Source organism: Enterobacter sp. BRE11, assembly GCF_031844285.1.
GTDB lineage: Bacteria > Pseudomonadota > Gammaproteobacteria > Enterobacterales > Enterobacteriaceae > Pantoea.
Genome location: NZ_JAUZUX010000002.1, coordinates 53,215 through 73,315 on the forward strand (window position 1 = coordinate 53,215; position 20,101 = coordinate 73,315).

At 58.5% G+C, this 20,101-nt stretch carries 22 protein-coding genes and 1 pseudogene; 13 read left to right on the forward strand and 10 right to left on the reverse strand.

The window, feature by feature from the left end:
• Positions 1-119: 119 nt before the first annotated feature.
• Positions 120-1,312, reverse strand: a pseudogene (locus Q9R34_RS02385) (multidrug effflux MFS transporter).
• The gene (locus Q9R34_RS02390) at positions 1,309-1,887 is read right to left on the reverse strand and encodes a TetR/AcrR family transcriptional regulator (protein WP_485892261.1); all 579 of its coding nucleotides are present in this window, start codon (positions 1,885-1,887) and stop codon (positions 1,309-1,311) included. Before Q9R34_RS02390 ends, Q9R34_RS02385 begins: the two are co-directional and overlap by 4 nt.
• A gap of 193 nt (positions 1,888-2,080) precedes the next feature.
• Between Q9R34_RS02390 and osmE the strand changes: the two genes are divergently transcribed.
• A complete protein-coding gene (gene osmE, locus Q9R34_RS02395) occupies positions 2,081-2,416 on the forward strand; it encodes an osmotically-inducible lipoprotein OsmE (RefSeq protein ID WP_434125494.1) in 336 nt (111 codons plus the stop codon).
• A gap of 66 nt (positions 2,417-2,482) precedes the next feature.
• Here osmE and Q9R34_RS02400 read toward each other — a convergent pair whose 3' ends face one another.
• From Q9R34_RS02400 to hxpB, 6 genes are all read right to left on the reverse strand, one after another.
• Positions 2,483-2,866 (reverse strand): DUF6515 family protein, encoded by a 384-nt coding sequence (locus Q9R34_RS02400; RefSeq protein WP_434125495.1) that lies wholly within the window; start codon positions 2,864-2,866, stop codon positions 2,483-2,485.
• Between the two features lie 195 nt (positions 2,867-3,061).
• Complete coding sequence (locus Q9R34_RS02405) at positions 3,062-4,453, reverse strand: L-cystine transporter (protein ID WP_434125497.1); 1,392 nt, start codon at positions 4,451-4,453, stop codon at positions 3,062-3,064.
• A gap of 156 nt (positions 4,454-4,609) precedes the next feature.
• Positions 4,610-5,200, reverse strand: coding sequence for a metal-dependent hydrolase (locus Q9R34_RS02410; RefSeq protein WP_434125499.1), 591 nt, complete (start codon positions 5,198-5,200; stop codon positions 4,610-4,612).
• Positions 5,201-5,388: 188 nt separating this feature from the next.
• Positions 5,389-6,150: a 2-dehydro-3-deoxy-D-gluconate 5-dehydrogenase KduD gene (gene kduD, locus Q9R34_RS02415; protein WP_485892262.1), complete on the reverse strand. Its 762-nt coding sequence runs from the start codon at positions 6,148-6,150 to the stop codon at positions 5,389-5,391.
• Positions 6,151-6,166: 16 nt separating this feature from the next.
• Positions 6,167-7,003: a 5-dehydro-4-deoxy-D-glucuronate isomerase gene (kduI, locus tag Q9R34_RS02420; RefSeq protein WP_485892263.1), complete on the reverse strand. Its 837-nt coding sequence runs from the start codon at positions 7,001-7,003 to the stop codon at positions 6,167-6,169.
• 194 nt (positions 7,004-7,197) lie between these two features.
• Positions 7,198-7,878 (reverse strand): hexitol phosphatase HxpB, encoded by a 681-nt coding sequence (gene hxpB / locus Q9R34_RS02425; protein ID WP_485892264.1) that lies wholly within the window; start codon positions 7,876-7,878, stop codon positions 7,198-7,200.
• Positions 7,879-8,021: 143 nt separating this feature from the next.
• Here hxpB and Q9R34_RS02430 point away from each other — a divergent pair, with 143 nt between their 5' ends.
• Complete coding sequence (locus Q9R34_RS02430) at positions 8,022-8,558, forward strand: YniB family protein (protein ID WP_434125505.1); 537 nt, start codon at positions 8,022-8,024, stop codon at positions 8,556-8,558.
• Positions 8,559-8,562: 4 nt separating this feature from the next.
• On the opposite strand, the gene Q9R34_RS02435 is transcribed toward Q9R34_RS02430, so the two are convergent.
• Together Q9R34_RS02435 and ghoS are read right to left on the reverse strand one after the other, a co-directional pair.
• Entirely contained in the window at positions 8,563-9,456 is an 894-nt protein-coding gene (locus Q9R34_RS02435) for a fructosamine kinase family protein (protein WP_485892265.1), read from the reverse strand.
• Between the two features lie 134 nt (positions 9,457-9,590).
• Positions 9,591-9,881 (reverse strand): type V toxin-antitoxin system endoribonuclease antitoxin GhoS, encoded by a 291-nt coding sequence (ghoS, locus tag Q9R34_RS02440; RefSeq protein WP_434125508.1) that lies wholly within the window; start codon positions 9,879-9,881, stop codon positions 9,591-9,593.
• 353 nt (positions 9,882-10,234) lie between these two features.
• On the opposite strand from ghoS, the gene Q9R34_RS02445 reads away from it, so the two are divergent.
• The 11 genes from Q9R34_RS02445 (at position 10,235) to btuC (ending at position 20,093) form a co-directional block, all read left to right on the forward strand.
• Positions 10,235-10,996: a DUF481 domain-containing protein gene (locus Q9R34_RS02445; RefSeq protein WP_033747531.1), complete on the forward strand. Its 762-nt coding sequence runs from the start codon at positions 10,235-10,237 to the stop codon at positions 10,994-10,996.
• Between the two features lie 238 nt (positions 10,997-11,234).
• Positions 11,235-13,163: a threonine--tRNA ligase gene (gene thrS, locus Q9R34_RS02450; RefSeq protein ID WP_434125509.1), complete on the forward strand. Its 1,929-nt coding sequence runs from the start codon at positions 11,235-11,237 to the stop codon at positions 13,161-13,163.
• A 4-nt stretch (positions 13,164-13,167) separates the two neighbouring features.
• Positions 13,168-13,710, forward strand: coding sequence for a translation initiation factor IF-3 (infC, locus tag Q9R34_RS02455; protein ID WP_434125534.1), 543 nt, complete (start codon positions 13,168-13,170; stop codon positions 13,708-13,710).
• A 99-nt stretch (positions 13,711-13,809) separates the two neighbouring features.
• The gene (rpmI, locus tag Q9R34_RS02460; protein WP_006118955.1) at positions 13,810-14,007 is read left to right on the forward strand and encodes a 50S ribosomal protein L35; all 198 of its coding nucleotides are present in this window, start codon (positions 13,810-13,812) and stop codon (positions 14,005-14,007) included.
• A 98-nt stretch (positions 14,008-14,105) separates the two neighbouring features.
• Positions 14,106-14,462: a 50S ribosomal protein L20 gene (gene rplT, locus Q9R34_RS02465; protein WP_010616241.1), complete on the forward strand. Its 357-nt coding sequence runs from the start codon at positions 14,106-14,108 to the stop codon at positions 14,460-14,462.
• 120 nt (positions 14,463-14,582) lie between these two features.
• Complete coding sequence (pheM, locus tag Q9R34_RS02470; protein WP_001386830.1) at positions 14,583-14,627, forward strand: pheST operon leader peptide PheM; 45 nt, start codon at positions 14,583-14,585, stop codon at positions 14,625-14,627.
• 141 nt (positions 14,628-14,768) lie between these two features.
• Positions 14,769-15,752: a phenylalanine--tRNA ligase subunit alpha gene (gene pheS / locus Q9R34_RS02475; protein WP_033747521.1), complete on the forward strand. Its 984-nt coding sequence runs from the start codon at positions 14,769-14,771 to the stop codon at positions 15,750-15,752.
• Positions 15,753-15,766: 14 nt separating this feature from the next.
• Positions 15,767-18,154, forward strand: a complete 2,388-nt coding sequence (gene pheT, locus Q9R34_RS02480; RefSeq protein WP_485892267.1) for a phenylalanine--tRNA ligase subunit beta — start codon at positions 15,767-15,769, stop codon at positions 18,152-18,154.
• Between the two features lie 4 nt (positions 18,155-18,158).
• Positions 18,159-18,461 carry an integration host factor subunit alpha gene (gene ihfA / locus Q9R34_RS02485; RefSeq protein WP_033747517.1) on the forward strand — a complete coding sequence of 101 codons (303 nt, stop codon included), beginning with the start codon at positions 18,159-18,161 and terminating at the stop codon, positions 18,459-18,461.
• Positions 18,462-18,665: 204 nt separating this feature from the next.
• On the forward strand, positions 18,666-19,010 hold the full coding sequence (locus tag Q9R34_RS02490; RefSeq protein ID WP_485892269.1) for a DUF2502 domain-containing protein: 345 nt from the start codon (positions 18,666-18,668) through the stop codon (positions 19,008-19,010).
• A gap of 99 nt (positions 19,011-19,109) precedes the next feature.
• Entirely contained in the window at positions 19,110-20,093 is a 984-nt protein-coding gene (gene btuC, locus Q9R34_RS02495; RefSeq protein WP_485892270.1) for a vitamin B12 ABC transporter permease BtuC, read from the forward strand.
• Positions 20,094-20,101: the final 8 nt, after the last annotated feature.

Consider the following 20,101-nt stretch of genomic DNA (forward strand, 5'->3'; position numbering starts at 1 on the left):
TCCTCAAGTCAGAGGCCTGTTGGCCCGTGCGAACCTTTTATTAAAGCTAACGCGCATCGGCGAAAACAACAAGCCAAAGCGCCAGTTGTTTCCGGTTAACTGTTGCGATATCAGGCAGTTTATTCGCGCGGCGCCGGTTTCTGCGCCAGGAAAATAAACATCAGGATCGCCAGCATAAAGCAGCCGAAGATGGTGCCGGTCATGCTGACGAGCGAGGTGCCGCCCAGCCCGGTAATGGGCACCGAGATTGCGCCGAAGGAGAACATGCAGACGCCGATGACCGCTGACGCGCTGCCGGCGCGATGCCCCTGGCTCTGCATCGCCAGCGACGAGGCGGTGGTGGCGATCACGCCGTTGCTCGCGATAGTGAAAAAGAGCGCCACCAGCACCAGCGGCAGCGGCGCGGCGGTGAGCCCCGCCAGCAGCAGCAGGCTGGAGGCCGCAAAGGCGAGCGTCAGGCCGCCCTTCAGCACGCGGTATTCGCCCCAGAGCGGGCAGAGGCGCGCGCTGGTCTGCGAGGCGATCACCAGCCCGATGCCGTTCGCGGCGAAGCAGAAGCTGAACGCCTGCGGCGAGAGGCCATAAATCTGCTGCAGCACGAAGGGCGACGCGCCGATATAGGCGAACATGCCGACATCATAAAGGCCTGCGTCAGGCAGAAGCCCATAAAGGGACGATGAACCACCACCTGGCCCAGCGCCGCCCAGGCGGAGAAGACCGAGCCCTGGCTGCGGCGCTCGGGCGGCAGGGTTTCGTGCAGCTTCCAGCGCGCCAGCAGGATCAGCAGCAGCGCCGTTGCGCCCAGCACCACGAAGATGCCGCGCCAGTTAAGCAGCGTCATCAGCACGCCGCCCAGCACCGGCGCGCCGATGGGCGCCAGGCCGTTTACCAGCATCAGCAGCGCGAAGAAGCGCGTCAGTTCGTGGCCGCTGTACATATCGCGCGCCACCGCGCGCGACAATACCGCGCCGCCCGCGCCCGCCAGGCCTTCGAACAGGCGCGCCAGCAGCAGCTGGTGGATGTCCTGCGCCAGCGCGCAGCCGATGGAGGCGATAAACAGCAGCGCCAGCGAGAGCGTCAGCGGACGCAGGCGCCCGAACTTATCGCTCATTGGCCCGAACAGCAGCTGTCCGGCACCAAGGCCGAGCAGGCCAGCGGTCAGGCTGAGCTGCGCCGTGGCGGTTGAGGTTTGCAGATCGCGCGCCAGCTCAGGCAGCGCAGGCAGGTAGAGATCGATGCAGAGCGGGCCAAGCGCCGCCAGCAGGCCCAGCGTGATGGCATAGACCAGTCGGTTATTGCGTGCAGGTGTCATTTGTCCTCTGAGGGGTTGACCAGGTTGTGGATCATCTGGTTGTAGAGCGTATGAAGCAGATCCGCTGACGCTTTTGGCGTCGTCAGGCGGCGAAAAGCGGTGCCTTCTATCAGCACTGCCAGCACTTCGACGCAGGCGGTGCACTGCGGCTCGGTAAGGTGCGGATAGTCGGCGCGCATTTTTTCACAGGCGTTATGAAACAGGCGCGTCTCGGCGGCCTGCAGGATGTCGCTGATACGCGGATTGCGGCTCGCTTCGGCGGCAACCTCCAGCATCAGCATCTCATCCTCGTCGTTCAGGGTTTCCCGGTGGGCGATCATATCGGCGATATGGCTGGCGTCACTCTGCGCGCTCATCGCCGCCACGCGGCCGTCGACGATGCGTTTCACCATCTCCTCAATCAGCGCATCTTTGCTGGGAAAGTAGCGATAGATCTGCCCGACGCTGAGGCTGGCGGCGCTGGCAAGCTGCGCCATGCTGGCGCCGTGGAAACCCGACCGACGAAAACAGCGCCGCGCCGCCGCGATGATCTCATCCTGGCGCGTGCGATGCCGCGCTTCACGCTGTGGGTTCATCCTGCCTCCGAAAAAATAGTTTTGAGAGTGCTTATTCTCGCGCCGGATTATACGGGGCGATCGCGTCAAGAACAGCCTTTTTACGCTAACCTGACAGTTCAGACTGAACGTAAAAATGCGCCATAAAGTTGATTAATCTGCATTTCTGTTCCAGGCTTAAGCTTACATGGACAATACAATGAGGAACAACTTGATGAATAAAGCAATGGGATGTATCGCTGCGGCGCTGACGCTGGTCGCACTGTCTGGTTGTACGGCTTACGATCGTGCTGAGAGCTACGTGAGCAAGCCCGTCGTTAAGGATGTGAAAAAAGGCATGACGCGCGATCAGGTTCGCCAGATTGCGGGCCCGGCTTCGACTGAAATCACCATGGTTCACGCGCGCGGCACCTGCCAGACCTATGTGCTGGGCGAGCGTGACGGTAAACCGCAGACTTACTTCGTGAGCTATAACGACACCGGTCGCGTCATGAACTACGGTTTCCAGAGCTGCAAAGACTACGACACCGATCCGCAGGCTGCTCAGTAAGCGGCGAACCGAACGAACAGAAAGTAAACGGCCCGTCAGTGACGGGCCGTTTTTCGTTGTGGCGGATTAAAGTCCTGCGGGGCGCGGTACCTCGATATATTCACCGTTGATATCGCGCTGGTAGTAGTGGCCCGCCTGCACGTAAAAACGACGACCGTTAAAGTCGAGCACGCGCAGCGCGCCGTCCGGCTCAGCTGGCGGCTGCACCACCACGTAATTTTCGCCCTGGCGCTGATAGTAAGCGCCGTTGAGCATATAGTAGGTCAGGCCGCCTATGAGCACCGCGGTCGCCGCTTCAGGCAAAAAGCGCAGCGGGCCTGGACCACCCCAGCCGCGGCCGTGGCCGCCCCAGTGCGGACCCGGGCCAGGGCCCCAGCCGCCGGGATGAGCAGAGACAAGCGCTGGCGATAACAGCGTTAACGCCAGCAGCGAGGCGATAACTTTTTTCATGGGTTTTCTCCTGCGATAACTGCCTGAAGCATTCTCTTTTTCCGCCGTGAAAACAAGCGCAGGGGCGCGACTTTTTCCTCTCTTTACCACGCTTAACGCTTTCTTTACGGCGTCGCCATAAAGGGGGCGGATTGTGAAGCGCGTGCATAAAAAAACCGGGCGCGAAGGCCCGGCTTATTGTCATGCAGCGTGCGCTTAGCGGTGCGCCAGCTCTGCGTGCTCGTCACTCTCCAGCACGGCTTTATCGGTCATACCGAGCCAGCGGCTGGTGAGAGAGCCTGCGGTCATCGAGCCGTTGACGTTGAGCGCGGTACGGCCCATATCGATCAGCGGTTCAATGGAGATCAGCAGGGCGACCAGCGTCACCGGCAGACCCATCGCGGGCAGCACAATCAGCGCGGCGAAGGTCGCGCCGCCGCCGACGCCGGCCACGCCTGCCGAGCTCAGCGTAACGATGCCCACCAGCGTAGCGATCCAGACCGGATCGAACGGGTTGATGCCGACGGTCGGCGCCACCATCACGGCCAGCATGGTCGGGTAGAGGCCTGCGCAGCCGTTCTGACCAATTGTCGCGCCGAAAGAGGCGGAGAAGCTGGCGATCGATTCCGGTACGCCCAGGCGACGCGTCTGCGTTTCCACGTTAAGCGGAATGCTTGCGGCGCTGGAGCGGCTGGTAAAGGCGAAGGTGATCACCGGCCAGACCTTGCGGAAAAAGCGCAGCGGGTTAATACCGTTGACCGACAGCAGCAGCGCGTGCACGCCGAACATAATCGCCAGACCCAGGTAGGAGGCGACGACAAAGCCGCCCAGCTTGATAATGTCCTGCAGGTTGGAACCGGCGACCACTTTGGTCATCAGCGCCAGCACGCCGTAGGGGGTCAGCTTCATGATCAGACGCACCAGCTTCATCACCCAGGACTGAAGGGTATCGATCGCCACCAGCACGCGCTGGCCTTTGACTTCGTCATCTTTCAGCAGCTGCAGCGCGGCCACGCCGAGGAAGGCGGCGAAGATCACCACGCTGATGATCGAGGTCGGGCTGGCGCCGGTCAGATCGGCGAACGGATTTTTCGGCACGAAAGAGAGCAGCAGCTGCGGAACGGTGAGGTCCGCCACTTTGCCTGCATAATTGCTCTGAATCGCGGCAAGACGCGCGCTCTCCTGCGCCCCCTGAACCAGCCCCTCGGCGCTGAGGTGGAACAGGCCGGTCACCAGCACGCCGACCAGCGCGGAGATCGCGGTGGTGAACAGCAGCACGCCGATGGTAAGCAGGCTGATTTTACCCAGTGACGAGGCGTTATGCAGGCGGGCGACAGCGCTGAGAATCGAGGCGAACACCAGCGGCATCACGATCATCTGCAGCAGCTGCACGTAGCCGTTGCCCACGATATTGAACCAGCTAATAGAGGTTTTCAGCACCTCGCTCTGCGCGCCGTAAAGGGTTTGCAGCGCCAGGCCGAACAGCACGCCGATCACCAGACCGACCAGCACCTTTTTCGACAGGCTCCAGCTGTTACGGCCGAGGCGCGACAGCAGCAGCAGCAGCGCAACGAAGGCGGCAAGATTAAGAATCAGAGGTAGATCCATGTTGGCTCCCGAAAAAACACGCCCGGCGACAGCTATTGCGCCGGAACGCCAGATATTATGACGCACGAATTAAGTGGCGGTATGTTACCAGCTCACCTGGGTGTCGACTTATATCCAAATGGAATGCCTTATAACCAGACAGCGTATTCTGCTGCTTTAATGCGCTTTCTGGGTGGAAATTAAGCGAGAGACGCCATTTTGTAGCGTATCAAAGAGCTGCGAGGTCCAGCCCTGCGCACCAAAAGAGGGCGCGCCTGCCGGAAACCACAGCGAACAGCCGACCAGTATCAGGCAGAGCGTGCGCTCCAGCTGGTTGCCTTTCTGGCTTCTCAGGATGGGCAGACGAAATCGCCAGCGGCACGGCCACAGCAGAGGCACGCCAGCGGGCGTCAGCATATCCGCAACGATATGGCTGAGATAGCCCAGGGTCATGCCCTGCAACACATCAGCAGGCAGTAGCCAGTCTGCCGGCACGTTAATCTGAAACAGCCACAGACTGGCCGCGACGGCCAGCAGGCTATGGGTAAAGCCCCGGTGACCAAAAGCACGCGCGATAGGATAGGAGAGCCACTTTAACCGTTGACCAAGCAAAGATTTAGGATGGTCAATATCGGGCAGCAAACAGGTAAGCAGCGTGGCAGGAACAAGATGCCACCAGTCAGCCTGCGCCAGCACGGGCGTCAGCTCGGCGCGCTTAGCGAAAATAGCGGTGGCAATAGCGAAAATTACGTGGCCTTCGCCCGTCATGATAAAACCTGGCTGCAAACTGTCGATGCATCCAGTATAGGGATTTATCCAGTGAATGAGAAGTTGTGACGCTGTAACGAAGCGTGAATTTTTTTAGCGAAATGGCGGCATTGCGCCGCCGTTTCGTCGGGTTTGCCAGCAGGCCGGGAACGCAAGCTTTTAAGCTGCGTCTTGTCACCTGCGAGACGCTAGCGCGCCAGCCAGCCGCCGTCGACCGCCAGCGTGTAGCCGTTGACATAGTCAGAGGCTGAAGAGGCAAGGAACACCACCGGGCCCATCATATCTTCCGGTACGCCCCAGCGCGCGGCGGGAATACGTCCGAGGATCTCGGCGCTGCGGCCTTCGTCACTGCGCAGCTGTTCGGTATTGTTGGTCGCCATATAGCCCGGCGCGATGGCGTTGACGTTAATGCCGTGTTTCGCCCACTCGTTCGCCATCAGCCGCGTCAGGCCCATCACCGCGCTTTTCGATGCCGTGTAGGAGGGGACACGAATCCCGCCCTGGAAAGAGAGCATTGAGGCAATATTAATGATTTTGCCGCCCTGGCCCTGCGCAATAAACTGGCGCGCTACCTGCTGCGACAGGAAGAAGACGCTCTTACTGTTAATGTTCATGACGTCATCCCAGTCCTGTTCGCTGAAGTTCAGCGCGTCTTCACGGCGGATAATACCGGCGTTGTTGACCAGAATGTCGATTTTGCCAGCGGCGGCCACCGCTTTTTCTACCACGCCCGGCACCTGCTCGGTGCGGATAAGGTCCGCCTGCAGCGACCAGAAGCGACGGCCCAGCGCTTCGACGCGCTGCTGCGTTTCGGCGGGATCGTCACGGTTGACACCGACAATATCGCAGCCGGCCTGGGCCAGCCCCAGCGCCATACCCTGGCCGAGCCCGGTGTTGCAGCCGGTAACCAGCGCGATTTTACCTTCCAGATTAAATGCGTTGAGTATCATGAGAGCGCCTCCTTTGTTAGCGCAGATCGCGGATGTTGACATGATCCATGTCGTCGAATACCTGATTCTCGCCGACCATGCCCCAGATAAAGGTGTAGCGTTCGGTGCCGACGCCGGCATGAATCGACCAGCTGGGCGAGATAACCGCCTGTTCGTTATGCACCAGCAGATGACGCGTCTCCTGCGGCTGGCCCATCATATGAAATACCGCGCTTTCCGGATTCATATCGAAATAGAAGTAGACCTCCATCCGGCGTTCGTGGGTGTGACATGGCATGGTATTCCACAGGTTGCCTTCGTCCAGGCGGGTCAGGCCCATGGTAAGCTGGCAGGTCGGCAGCACGTCCGGCACCAGATATTTATTGATGGTGCGGCGGTTTGATGTCGCCGCATCGCCCAGCGTGGTGCGAACCGCGTCCTCTTTGCCCACTTTTTTATCGGGAAAGCGACTGTGCGCGGGCGCGCTGTTGAAATAGAACTTCGCCGGGCGCGAGGCATCATTGCTGCGGAAGCTCAGCGTCTGCGCGCCTTTACCGACGTAGAGCGCCTCTTCCGTCCCGATCTCCCAGACCTTGCCGTCTACCTCGATGGTGCCCGGCCCGCCGATATTAATCACGCCCAGCTCGCGGCGCTCCAGGAAGTAGCTGACGCCTAACTGCTTGCCCATCTCGTTGCCGAAGGTCACGCCATCGGCGACCGGCATCACGCCGCCGATAATAATGCGGTCGATATGGCTGTAGGTGAGCGTATAGCGGTCCGCTTCAAAGATTTTTTCAATCAGGAATTCGCGACGCAGCGCGGCGGTGTCGAGCTGACGGGCATGCTCGCTATGAATGCTTTGACGAACGTCCATTCTGGTTCCCTCTGGCGAAACAGATACACAGGCCCCGCAGGGCGTCTGAGGGCATCTTAGGAGGAGTGGGAGATCAATTCAATAAAAATGAAACGCTGTTTTATTTATTTGAGAGGAGGATCATGCCGTAAAGAAAAACCCGCCGGCGGCGGGCGGGTTCGAACAGGCGGCGCGTTCGCCTCGTCGCACAGGGTTTAGCGAGCGGCATCGCCCAGCAGATGCGCTGCGGTAAGCTGGGTCAGATTGTCCAGCTTTACGTTAGCCAGCGACCAGCGCGCATCGTCGCGCAGCGCGGCGGGCGGCACCACAACAGAACGCATACGCGCCGCTTTGGTGGCGATCATGCCGTTAACCGAATCCTCCAGCGTCACGCAGTTGAGCGGATCGACGCCCAGCCGCGCGGCGGCGTCAAGATAGACCTGCGGATGCGGCTTGCTGTAGGGCAGCGCCTCGCCGGAGACCAGCACGTCGAACTGGTCGCGCAGATCGAACAGGGCGAGCACCCGCTCCAGCATCATCAGCGGCGAGGCGGAGACCAGCCCGGTTTTCAGCCCGCGCTGCCGACAGAGCTGCAGCGCCTGCTTCACCCCCGGAAGCAGCGGGCGCTGCTCCTCGATCAGCGCCAGCGCGCGGGCAATAATGCGTGCCGTAACCGTCTGCTGATCCGGGCCTGACCAGGGCAGGGTTTCATACCACATGCGCACCACCTGATCGATGCGCAGGCCCAGCGTGTCGGGCAGTTCGTTGCGGCGTGACAGGTCGACGTTGAGCGTGGCAAAAACATCCAGTTCGGCCCGATCCCACAGCGGTTCGGAATCGATAATCAGACCATCCATATCAAACAGGGCGGCATAAACGGGGCGGGTGTAACGCATCGGCTGGCTCCTTGTAGAATTTGCGCTACCTTATCATGGGCCAGCGCGCGCGGCGAAAGTGACGCAGGCGGCGCTTTTTACGGGAAATAAAAACCACAGGCAGGTAGACTGGCTGCAAACGGGATTCAGGTACAGGAGATACCATGACTTATCAACAGGCTGGCCGCATTGCCATCCTCAAGCGAGTGGCTGGCTGGGCGATTTTTTTGCTCGCGCTGCTGTCGACCGCGATTTCAGTGCTGGGCTTTATGTTCAGGCACAGTGAAAAACAACCGGGCATCGACGCCGTGATGCTCGATTTTGTCCATGTCATTGTCGATATGATCCGTTTCAACACGCCGTTCCTCGGTTTCTTCTGGCGTAACTCGCCGGTGCCGGAGTTTAACGGTCAGATGAATATCGGCTTCTGGATTATCTATATTTTGATTTTCGTCGGCCTGGCGCTGGAAGCGTCCGGTTCGCGCATGGCGCGTCAGGCGCGCCATATCAAAGAGGGTATTGAGGATCAGCTCATTCTTGAGCAGGCGCGCGGCAGCGATGCCCGCACGCGCCAGCAGCTGGAAGAGAAAATTCGCGTGCCGCACCACACGATTTTCCTGCAAATCTTTCCGCTTTATATCCTGCCGGTAGCGATCGCCGTCGCCGGTTACTTCGCGCTGTCGCTGCTCGGCTTTCTGTAAGGCGTCAGGCCAGTCTGGCCTGACGCTGCGCTAGCGCATCCTCTTCCAGCAGGCGCGCGACGGCGAAGCGCGCCTCGCTTAACCAGCTGCCGCCGAAAACGTTAGCGCGGTTAAGCAGGTAGTAGAGCTGGTAGACCGGCTGCCGCTGCGAGAAGCCGTCCGGCAGCGGCCAGACCGACTGATAGCCCTCATAGATCTGTCGCGGCAAATCAGGAAACCAGCCGAGCATCGCCAGGTCACATTCGCGGTCGCCCCAGTAGCAGGCGGGATCGAACAGCCAGGGACCGCTGGCGCTGCCGGCGCAGTTGGCCGGCCAGAGGTCACCATGCAGCAGGGAAGGCTGCGGCTGGTGGGTGGCCAGCGCGCGCTGCACGCAGTTGACGATCTCTTCCGTATTGCCATAGGCGATGCCTTTCTCTTCCGCCAGCTGCAGCTGCCAGCCGATGCGCTGCTCCGCAAAGAAAACCGACCAGCGGCGCAGCCAGCTATTGGGCTGCGGCGTAGTCGTGATGTTGTTGTCGAAGTCGAGGCCGAACTGCGCCTGTTCACTCCACTGATGCAGGCGCGCCAGCTGCTGGCCGAGCTGAAAGGCGTTCTCCGCGTCCAGCGGCAGCGGCGCAATATACTCCAGCAGTAAAAAGCTCTGATCGCGATGGTGGCCGACGCCGTAGACCGCCGGCACGCGCACGCTTTGGGTGCGCGCCAGCAGCGCCAGCTGATCGGCCTCCCAGGTGAAAAGGGTGAGCATTTCGCGGCTGTTGCACTTCATAAAGACGTCATGCTCGCCATAGCGAAAGCGCCAGGCGGGATGAACGTCGCCGCCGGGCAGCTCGTGGCGATCGGTAATATCGGCCTGGCCAAACTGCTCGCTTAACAGACGACTAATAGCGTTCCACATGGGCGATCCTCTTTTAACCTGTCAGGCTGCGGTGTCAGTCAGAGTGGTCTGCAACATTGAAACGATTATATCGCCTCAATATCGCTGAAAACCCGCGCTTGCGCACAGCTTACCGGAACGGATGGCGAGCGCGGCTACTGCGCCGCGTCACCTAAGAACGCCTCCAGCGTGGTGACGGCGACGTCGGGTGTCTGATGCAGTACGCTTTCGCCCACGGCAGTGGCCTGACGCTGCAGATCCTCCTGTGAGAGGGCGCTGACCAGACCAAAGCTATTGGTGCCTAGCTCGTGCGGGTGGCCCTGATCATCGTTAAGCGTTGTGCTAAAGCCGGTGGCGATCATCGCGCTGTTGAGCGCCTGAATATCACCGAGGCCCGATTCCTGATAGTGAAATGTGACAATGTAACGCTTGAGATCGTCGCTCATGTTTCACCTCTGTGCGGCATGACTGTGCTCAGCGTAGACCATGGTTAAAAAATGCGCGAATAATGAACAGGATAAAGCGGTTATTTAGAGCAGGCACAAAAGTAAAGCAGGGTAAAGGCGCTGACGGGTGGCGCAGAAAAATTTTGTCATCGCGCCACTGCTTTTCAGCCAGACGCCCTCTATAATGCGCGCCGTTAATAAGAAAAATCCCAACAAACAAGCGGGATAGCCTGTGTGAAGCCTGTTTCAGCCAGGTTAATATTTATTTACAATACTTACCGTAAATTGCGTTGATTGGCCGGTAAAACTCTTCACACTCACTCTTTTTTAAACTGTCGTACGGGTCACAATAAATGAAAGTGCTTCACAAGCTCTCAGCCGTTCTTTTGCTTTCCGCCGGCGCATTTTGCCACCAGGCATTGGCGGACAACACCGTTTTTACTGCGATGGACGATCCTTCAACGGCGAAAAAACCGTTCGACGGCAGCGCCTCCGCAGGCTACCTGGCGCAGACCGGTAACACCACCAGCTCCTCGCTGACTGCGCAAACCAACATGACGTGGTATCAGAGCTCTATGGCTTACAGCCTGTGGGGTAACGCGGCGAACACCTCGTCCAACGACGAGCGCTCTTCTGAAACCTACAGCATCGGCGGTCGTTCGCGCTACAACCTCAACAGCTTCGACTACCTGTTTGGTCAGGCGAGCTGGCTGAGCGATCGCTTTAACGGCTACGACTCACGCGATGTGCTGACCGCCGGTTACGGTCGTCAGATCCTGAGCGGGCCGATTCATTCGCTGCGCGCGGAATTTGGTCCGGGCGTGCGCTATGACGATTTCCACGACGGCGGCAGCGAAACCAAAGCACTGGGCTACGGCGCGCTGAGCTATCAGTGGCAGCTGACCGACAACACCAAATTCATTCAGGGCGTCTCTGTGCTGAGCAGCTTTGGCGAAGACACCACCGTCAACTCGGAAACGGGTCTGCAGGTGGGCATCAACGATCACTTTGCGCTGAAGCTGGCGTATAACGTGACCTGGAACAACAACCCGCCCGAGTCCGCTCCCGATCGCACCGACACCAAAACCAGCATCATGCTGACCTACGCGATGTAATTCACACCGTAATCGCTTCCTGACCGCAGCCCGTCTGCGGTTTTTTTTCGTCGGTTCCTCAACTTAGCGGCAAGAGGGCGGGTTTTGCTCACCGCTCAAAGCTGTTATCATCAGCGCCGCACTACTATTCCCGGCGTCATTCCGACAATGTGGGTCTGACATCGCGCCGGGCAATCAACTCTACTCAATGTTGTATGTAAGCTTTCGTGTGGCTTACCACTGCAATTAAGGATATGAAATGCCTGTAATTACTCTTCCTGATGGCAGCCAGCGCAGCTATGACCGCGCGGTAAGCGTGATGGATATTGCGCTGGACATCGGTCCTGGCCTGGCGAAAGCCTGCATTGCCGGACGCGTGAATGGGCAACTGGTGGATGCGGTCGATCCCATCACCGAAGATGCCTCCGTCGCCATCATCACGGCTAAAGATGAAGCGGGGCTGGAAATTATTCGCCACTCCTGTGCGCATCTGCTGGGGCACGCGATTAAGCAGCTGTGGCCCAATACGAAAATGGCGATCGGTCCGGTTATCGACAACGGCTTCTACTATGACGTCGATCTCGATCATACCCTGACGCAGGAAGATATCGACGCGCTGGAAAAACGCATGCACCAGCTGGCCGAAACCAACTACGACGTAGTGAAAAAAGTCGTTAGCTGGCAGCAGGCGCGCGAGGTGTTCGCCGAGCGCGGCGAGAGCTACAAAATCACGATTCTGGATGAGAACATCAGCCACGACGATCGTCCTGGCCTCTATCATCACGAAGAGTATGTCGACATGTGCCGCGGTCCGCACGTGCCGAATATGCGTTTCTGCCACCACTTCAAGCTGCAGAAAATCGCAGGCGCCTACTGGCGCGGCGACAGCAACAATAAAATGCTGCAGCGTATCTACGGCACCGCCTGGGCGGATAAGAAGCAGCTCAACGCCTACCTGCAGCGTCTGGAAGAGGCGGCGAAGCGCGACCACCGCAAGATCGGCAAGCAGCTTGACCTCTACCATATGCAGGAAGAGGCGCCGGGCATGGTTTTCTGGCATAATGACGGCTGGACCATCTTCCGCGAGCTGGAAGTGTTCGTGCGCAGCAAGCTGAAAGAGTACCAGTACCAGGAAGTGAAAGGTCCCTTTATGATGGACCGCGTGCTGTGGGAAAAAACCGGGCACTGGGAAAACTACAAAGAGGCGATGTTCACTACCTCTTCAGAAAACCGCGAATACTGCATCAAGCCGATGAACTGCCCGGGCCACGTGCAGATCTTCAATCAGGGACTGAAATCCTACCGCGATCTGCCGCTGCGCATGGCGGAGTTCGGCAGCTGTCACCGCAACGAGCCGTCAGGCGCGCTGCATGGCCTGATGCGCGTTCGTGGCTTTACGCAGGATGACGCTCACGTCTTCTGTACCGAAGATCAGGTGCGCGACGAAGTGAACAGCTGTATTCGCATGGTCTATGACATGTACAGCACCTTCGGCTTTGAAAAGATCGTGGTGAAGCTCTCCACGCGTCCCGAAAAGCGCATCGGCACCGATGAAATGTGGGACCGCGCGGAAGAAGATTTGGCCGCCGCGCTGAATGAAAACGAAATTCCATTTGAATTTCAGCCCGGAGAAGGTGCATTCTACGGCCCGAAAATTGAATTCACATTATATGACTGTCTCGATCGCGCCTGGCAGTGCGGCACAGTTCAGCTAGACTTTTCCCTGCCAAAACGTCTGGACGCCACCTATGTGGGCGAAAATAACGACCGTCAGACCCCGGTAATGATTCATCGCGCGATTCTTGGCTCGATGGAGCGCTTTATCGGCATCCTGACCGAAGAGTTCGCTGGGTTCTTCCCGACGTGGCTGGCGCCAATGCAGGCGGTGGTGATGAATATCACCGATGCGCAGGCGGAATATGTCGACATGTTGACACGCAAATTGCAGAATGCTGGTATTCGTGTGAAAGCAGACTTGAGAAACGAGAAGATAGGCTTTAAAATCCGCGAGCACACATTACGTCGCGTCCCTTACATGCTGGTTTGCGGTGACAAAGAGGTGGAAGCAGGCAAAGTCGCCGTTCGCACCCGCCGTGGTAAAGACCTCGGGACGATGGACATCGATGTGTTTGTTGAGAAGCTGCAACAAGAGATTCGCAGCCGCAATCTTCACCAATTAGAGGAATAAGGTTATTAAAGGCGGAAAACGAGTACAACCGACGCGTCCGAATCGAATCAACGGTGAAATCCGTGCCACTGAAGTACGCTTAACTGGCGTGGATGGCGAACAGATTGGTATTGTCAGCCTTCGCGAAGCTATTGAAAAAGCTGAAGAAGCGGGCGTTGATTTAGTAGAGATCAGCCCCAACGCCGAACCGCCGGTGTGCCGTATTATGGATTACGGCAAGTTCCTTTATGAAAAAAGCAAATCTTCTAAGGAACAGAAGAAGAAGCAAAAAGTTATCCAGGTTAAGGAAATTAAATTCCGTCCTGGTACCGATGAAGGCGACTATCAGGTAAAACTCCGCAGCCTGATTCGTTTTCTGGAAGAAGGCGATAAAGCCAAAATCACGCTGCGTTTCCGCGGTCGTGAGATGGCGCACCAACAGATCGGCATTGAAGTGCTTAACCGCGTCAAAGACGATCTGACAGAACTGGCAGTGGTCGAATCCTTCCCATCGAAGATCGAAGGCCGCCAGATGATTATGGTGCTCGCTCCCAAGAAGAAACAGTAGGCTTTCAAGTAACAACGACCGCGCAGCGTTCGCGCTGTGCGGCTTTTTGTTCGCCTGTCTGATTCGTTTTATTAACAATGCGAAGTGGATATTTTTAAAATGCCAAAGATTAAAACTGTACGTGGCGCCGCTAAGCGCTTCAAGAAGACCGCTTCTGGCGGCTTCAAGCGTAAGCACGCAAACCTGCGTCATATTCTGACTAAAAAATCAACTAAGCGTAAACGTCACCTGCGCCCGAAAGGCATGGTGTCTAAAGGCGATCTGGGTCTGGTTGTTGCCTGCCTGCCGTACGCATAAGTTAACTTTTTTATAAATCTGCCTCGACGACTCTGCATAACGGCCGCTGGCCGGCAGGGGATAAAGGCATCACAGAATATTGATACAGGAGAGCTCACATGGCTCGCGTTAAACGTGGTGTAATTGCTCGCGCACGTCACAAGAAAATCTTAAAACAAGCTAAAGGCTACTATGGTGCACGTTCACGTGTTTACCGCGTTGCCTTCCAGGCTGTTATCAAAGCTGGTCAGTATGCTTACCGTGACCGTCGTCAACGTAAGCGTCAGTTCCGTCAACTGTGGATTGCGCGTATCAACGCTGCAGCGCGTCAGAACGGCATTTCTTACAGCCGTTTCATCAATGGCCTGAAAAAAGCGTCCATTGAAATTGACCGTAAGATCCTGGCTGACATCGCTGTATTCGACAAAGTGGCGTTCACCGCACTGGTCGAAAAAGCAAAATCAGCTCTGGCGTAAGCCAGATGAAAAAGGGAGCTTGCTCCCTTTTTTATTGCCTGTAACTCAAGCAAAAGATTGACATTTTCACCGCAGGGCTTTTCAATAGTGCCCTCAGAGTCACAGTAAGGTAACGCAAGCATGAATGCTGCTATTTTCCGTTTCTTTTTTTACTTTAGCACCTGACACTCAGGGGCTTTTGCGCATAGAAAAGAAACGAAAAATCGCGCCGAAAGCCTCCCTCGTGGAGGCTTTCGTGTTTCTGGCGAAGCATGACGGCAACGTCCCAACGAGAAATGACCAGCCCGCCTGGAAGAAGAGGAAACCATGTCCCAACTCGCAGAACTGGTGGCCCGCGCCACAGCCGCTATCGACGAGGCGACGGATATCGCCACCCTTGACGCGGTGCGCGTCGAATATACCGGTAAAAAAGGCCACCTGACGCAGCTGATGACCACGCTGCGCGAGCTGCCGCCGGAAGAGCGTCCGGCTGCGGGCGCGGTGATCAACGACGCCAAGCAGCAGGTGCAGGAGCGCCTGAACGCGCGCAAAGAGACGCTGGAATCCGCCGCGCTCAACGCTCGCCTGGCTGCCGAAACCATCGACGTCTCGCTGCCGGGACGCCGCACGGAAAATGGCGGTCTGCATCCGGTCACCCGCACCATCGATCGCATTGAAACCTTCTTTGGCGAGCTGGGTTTCGCGGTGGTGACCGGCCCGGAAATCGAGGATGACTATCACAACTTCGACGCGCTGAATATCCCGGGCCACCACCCGGCGCGCGCCGATCACGACACCTTCTGGTTCGACGCCACGCGCCTGCTGCGCACCCAGACTTCCGGCGTGCAGATCCGCACCATGAAAAATCAGCAGCCGCCGATTCGCATCATCGCGCCGGGCCGCGTCTATCGTAACGACTACGACCAGACGCACACTCCGATGTTCCACCAGATGGAAGGGCTGATCGTCGACAAGAACATCAGCTTTACCAATCTGAAAGGCACGCTGCACGACTTCCTGCGCAACTTCTTTGAGGAAGATTTGCAGATCCGTTTCCGTCCTTCCTACTTCCCGTTCACCGAACCGTCAGCGGAAGTCGACGTCATGGGCAAAAACGGCAAATGGCTGGAAGTGCTGGGCTGCGGCATGGTGCATCCGAACGTATTACGCAACGTCGGCATCGACCCGGAGATTTACTCTGGCTTCGCCTTTGGCATGGGCATGGAGCGCCTCACCATGCTGCGCTACGGCGTTACCGACTTGCGCGCCTTCTTCGAAAATGACTTACGTTTCCTCAAACAATTTAAATAAGGGCAGGTTATCCAATGAAATTCAGTGAACTCTGGTTACGTGAATGGGTAAACCCGGCTCTGGACAGCGCTGCCCTTTCTGAACAGATCACCATGGCCGGTCTGGAAGTGGACGGCGTGGAGCCGGTTGCCGGCGCGTTTCACGGTGTAGTGGTCGGCGAAGTGGTCGAGTGCGGCCAGCACCCGAACGCCGACAAGCTGCGCGTCACTAAGGTCAACGTCGGCGGCGATCGTCTGCTGGATATCGTCTGCGGCGCGCCGAACTGCCGTCAGGGCCTCAAGGTGGCGGTCGCTACCGTAGGCGCCGTACTGCCGGGCGATTTTAAAATTAAAGCGGCGAAGCTGCGCGGCGAGCCGTCTGAGGGCATGCTCTGCTCATTCTCCGAGCTGGGCATTTCCGACGATCACAACGGCATTATCGAACTGCCGGGCGATGCGCCGATCGGCACGGATATCCGCGACTACCTGAAGCTTGACGACAACACCATTGAGATCAGCGTCACGCCGAACCGCGCCGACTGCCTCGGCATCATCGGCATTGCGCGCGACGTAGCGGTGCTGAACGGCCTGCCAATGACCGCGCCAGCAATCGAGCCGGTGGCCGCCGCCATCCCCGATACCTTCCCGATCCGCGTCGACGCCACTGACGCCTGCCCACGCTACCTTGGCCGCGTGGTGAAAGGGATCAATGTGAAAGCCGCCACTCCGCTCTGGATGCGTGAAAAGCTGCGCCGCTGCGGCATTCGCTCTGTCGATCCGGTGGTGGATATCACCAACTACGTGCTGCTTGAGCTGGGCCAGCCGATGCACGCTTTCGACCTGGACCGTATCGACGGCGGCATCGAGGTGCGCATGGCGGAAGAGGGCGAAACCCTGACGCTGCTCGACGGCAGCGAAGCGAAGCTCAACAGCGACACCCTGGTCATTGCCGATCACCATAAAGCGCTGGCAATGGGCGGTATCTTCGGCGGGGAGCATTCCGGCGTCAATGAAGAGACGCAGAATATTCTGTTCGAATGCGCCTGGTTCGCTCCGCTGGCGATTACCGGCCGCGCGCGCCGTCACGGCCTGCACACCGACGCCTCGCACCGCTACGAGCGCGGCGTCGATCCGGCGCTGCAGCACAAGGCTATCGAGCGCGCCACCCAGCTGCTGCTGGATATCTGCGGCGGCCAGGCCGGCCCGGTTATCGACCAGACGCACGACGCGGCGCTGCCGCCGCGTGCCACTATTACGCTGCGCCGCGAGAAGCTGGACCGCCTGATTGGTCACGCCGTCGCCGACGAGCAGGTGACCGATATTCTGACGCGTCTCGGCTGTGAGGTGACGTCGGGCCAGGGCGAGTGGAAAGCGGTCGCGCCGAGCTGGCGCTTTGATATGGCGATTGAAGAAGATCTGATTGAGGAAGTCGCCCGCATCTACGGCTATAACAATATCCCGGACGTGCCGGTGCAGGCGGGCCTGGTGATGACGCAGCACCGCGAGGCAGATCTCTCGCTGAAGCGCGTGAAAAATCTGCTGGTGGATAAAGGCTATCAGGAAGCGATCACCTACAGCTTCGTCGACCCGAAAATCCAGCAGCTGCTGCATCCGGGCGAAGAGGCGCTGATCCTGCCAAGCCCTATCTCCAGCGAAATGTCAGCCATGCGCCTGTCGCTGTGGACCGGCCTGCTGAGCGCTGTGGTCTATAACCAGAACCGCCAGCAGAGTCGCGTGCGCCTGTTTGAAAGCGGTTTGCGCTTTGTCCCTGATACCCAGGCGAATTTAGGCATCCGTCAGGATCTTATGCTGGCGGGCGTGCTGAGCGGCAATCGCAATGAAGAGCACTGGGATCTGGCGCGTCAGGCGGTTGACTTCTATGATTTGAAAGGCGATTTAGAATCGCTGCTCGATTTAACCGGCAAGCTGGACGACATCCGCTTCCGCGCGGAGGCCAATCCGGCGCTGCATCCGGGGCAGAGTGCGGCGATCTATTTGCATGAAGAACGAATCGGATTTATCGGGGTGGTTCATCCTGAGCTGGAACGTAAGCTGGATCTCAACGGCCGCACCTTAGTCTTTGAACTGCTTTGGAATAAGGTCGCAGACCGCGTCCTGCCTGAAGCGCGCGAGATTTCACGCTTCCCGGCGAACCGTCGCGATATCGCTGTGGTGGTGGCTGAAAACGTCCCCGCAGCAGATATCATCGCCGAGTGTAAGAAAGTTGGCGTAAATCAGGTAGTTGGCGTAAACTTGTTTGACGTGTACCGCGGTAAGGGTGTTGAAGAGGGTTTCAAGAGCCTCGCCATCAGCCTGATTTTGCAGGATACCAGCCGGACACTCGAAGAAGAGGAGATTGCCGCGACCGTTGGCAAATGCGTTGCGGCATTAAAAGAGCGATTCCAGGCAACCTTGAGGGATTGAACCTATGGCGCTTACAAAAGCTGAAATGTCAGAGTACCTGTTTGAGAAGCTTGGGCTGAGCAAACGCGACGCAAAAGAGCTGGTGGAGCTGTTTTTTGAAGAGGTTCGCCGCGCTCTGGAGAATGGTGAACAGGTAAAACTGTCTGGGTTTGGTAATTTCGACCTGCGCGATAAAAATCAGCGTCCAGGCAGGAATCCAAAAACGGGGGAAGATATTCCAATTACCGCGCGCCGCGTGGTAACGTTCCGCCCGGGTCAGAAGCTGAAAAGCCGCGTCGAAAACGCTTCCCCGAAAGATAACGACTGACCGATTTCAGTGTTCTAAAAAGGCCGCTTACGCGGCCTTTTTCATTTCCGCGCCGTGCGCGTTCTCCTCTTTCTGCCGCATCTCTTCATACTGTCAGTATTCTGTAAGCATACGGGAAATAAGCTGAAAATCCGCCTGCGCCGATAGTGACGTGCGAGTCGCTTTTGCTATAACTGCGGCGAGAGACAACAAGAGATCGCCCTGATGAAAAAAAATGCACTGTTTTTAAGCCTCCTGCTGGGGATGCCGCTGCTGGCGAGCGCCAATGCGCCGCACCATGACAATCCGCCGCGCGTCGGCGTCCATATCGGCGATCGCGACCATCGCGGCTACTACTGGGACGGCTACGACTGGCGCTCGGCGAAATGGTGGCAGACCCATCACGGACGCAACGTCGGGCTGAAAGGGCCGCACGGCTACTGGAACGGCAACGGCTGGCAGGCGCAGCGCCCCGAAGGCGGCAGGTCGGTAGCGAAACGCGATAATCCGTCGCACAGCGATCGTCAGCCGCACGGCGAGCCGCTGCCGCCGCGCCCGGCGCAAGGCTAACCCTCGAGGCGGTGCCCGACGGCGCCGCCTACGCCAGCCTTTCTTTTTCCGCCAATCTCTCTACAATCAAATCTCTGTTTTCTCAATGAATCCTCAACTATGTCCCTGCTGGATCAGCTTGCTTATCAGGCGGATCGCCGCAGCCGTCGCGCGCTTACGGCGCTCTGTCTTCTTCTGCTGGCGTTAATGGTGCTCAGCCTGTGCGCGGGCGATAGCTGGATCGCGCCAGCGCAGTGGCTGAGCGACAGCGGCCGGCTGTTCGTCTGGCAGCTGCGTCTGCCGCGCACCCTGGCGGTCGTGCTGGTCGGCGCGGCGCTGGCGGTGTGCGGCGTGGTGATGCAGGCGCTGTTTACCAACCCGCTGGCGGAGCCGGGCCTGCTCGGCGTCTCTAACGGCGCCGGCATCGGGCTGGTGCTGGGCGTGCTGTTCGGCAGCGGTTCGCTCTGGAGCCTCAGTCTGGCGGCGATGGCGGGCGCGCTGCTGATCACCCTGATCCTGCTGCATTTCGCCCACCGGCAGCTCTCCGTCACGCGGCTGCTGCTGACCGGCGTGGCGCTGGGCATTATCTGCAGCGCCATCATGACCTGGGCGGTCTATTTCAGCACCAGCCTCGACCTGCGCCAGCTGATGTACTGGATGATGGGCGGCTTCAGCGGCATCGACTGGCGCTATGGCTGGATGATGCTGGCGCTGCTGCCGGTTACCGCTGGGCTGATCGCCTCCGCGCGCGTGCTCAATCTGCTGGCGCTCGGTGAAGCCTCGGCGCAGCAGCTCGGCCTGTCGCTTTTTTTCTGGCGTAATGTGCTGGTGCTGGCGATGGGCTGGCTGGTGGGCGTCAGCGTCGCCATGGCGGGCGCGATCGGTTTTGTCGGCCTGGTAATACCGCATCTGCTGCGGCTCAGCGGCATCAGTGACCATCGTTATCTGCTGCCGACCTCGGCGCTGGCGGGCGCAGGCGTACTGCTCGCCGCCGATATTATCGCGCGGATGGCGCTGACCTCGGCGGAGCTGCCGATTGGCGTGGTGACCGCCACGCTCGGCGCGCCGCTGTTTATTGCGCTGTTAGTTAAATCTTCACGCTAGCCTCGGCT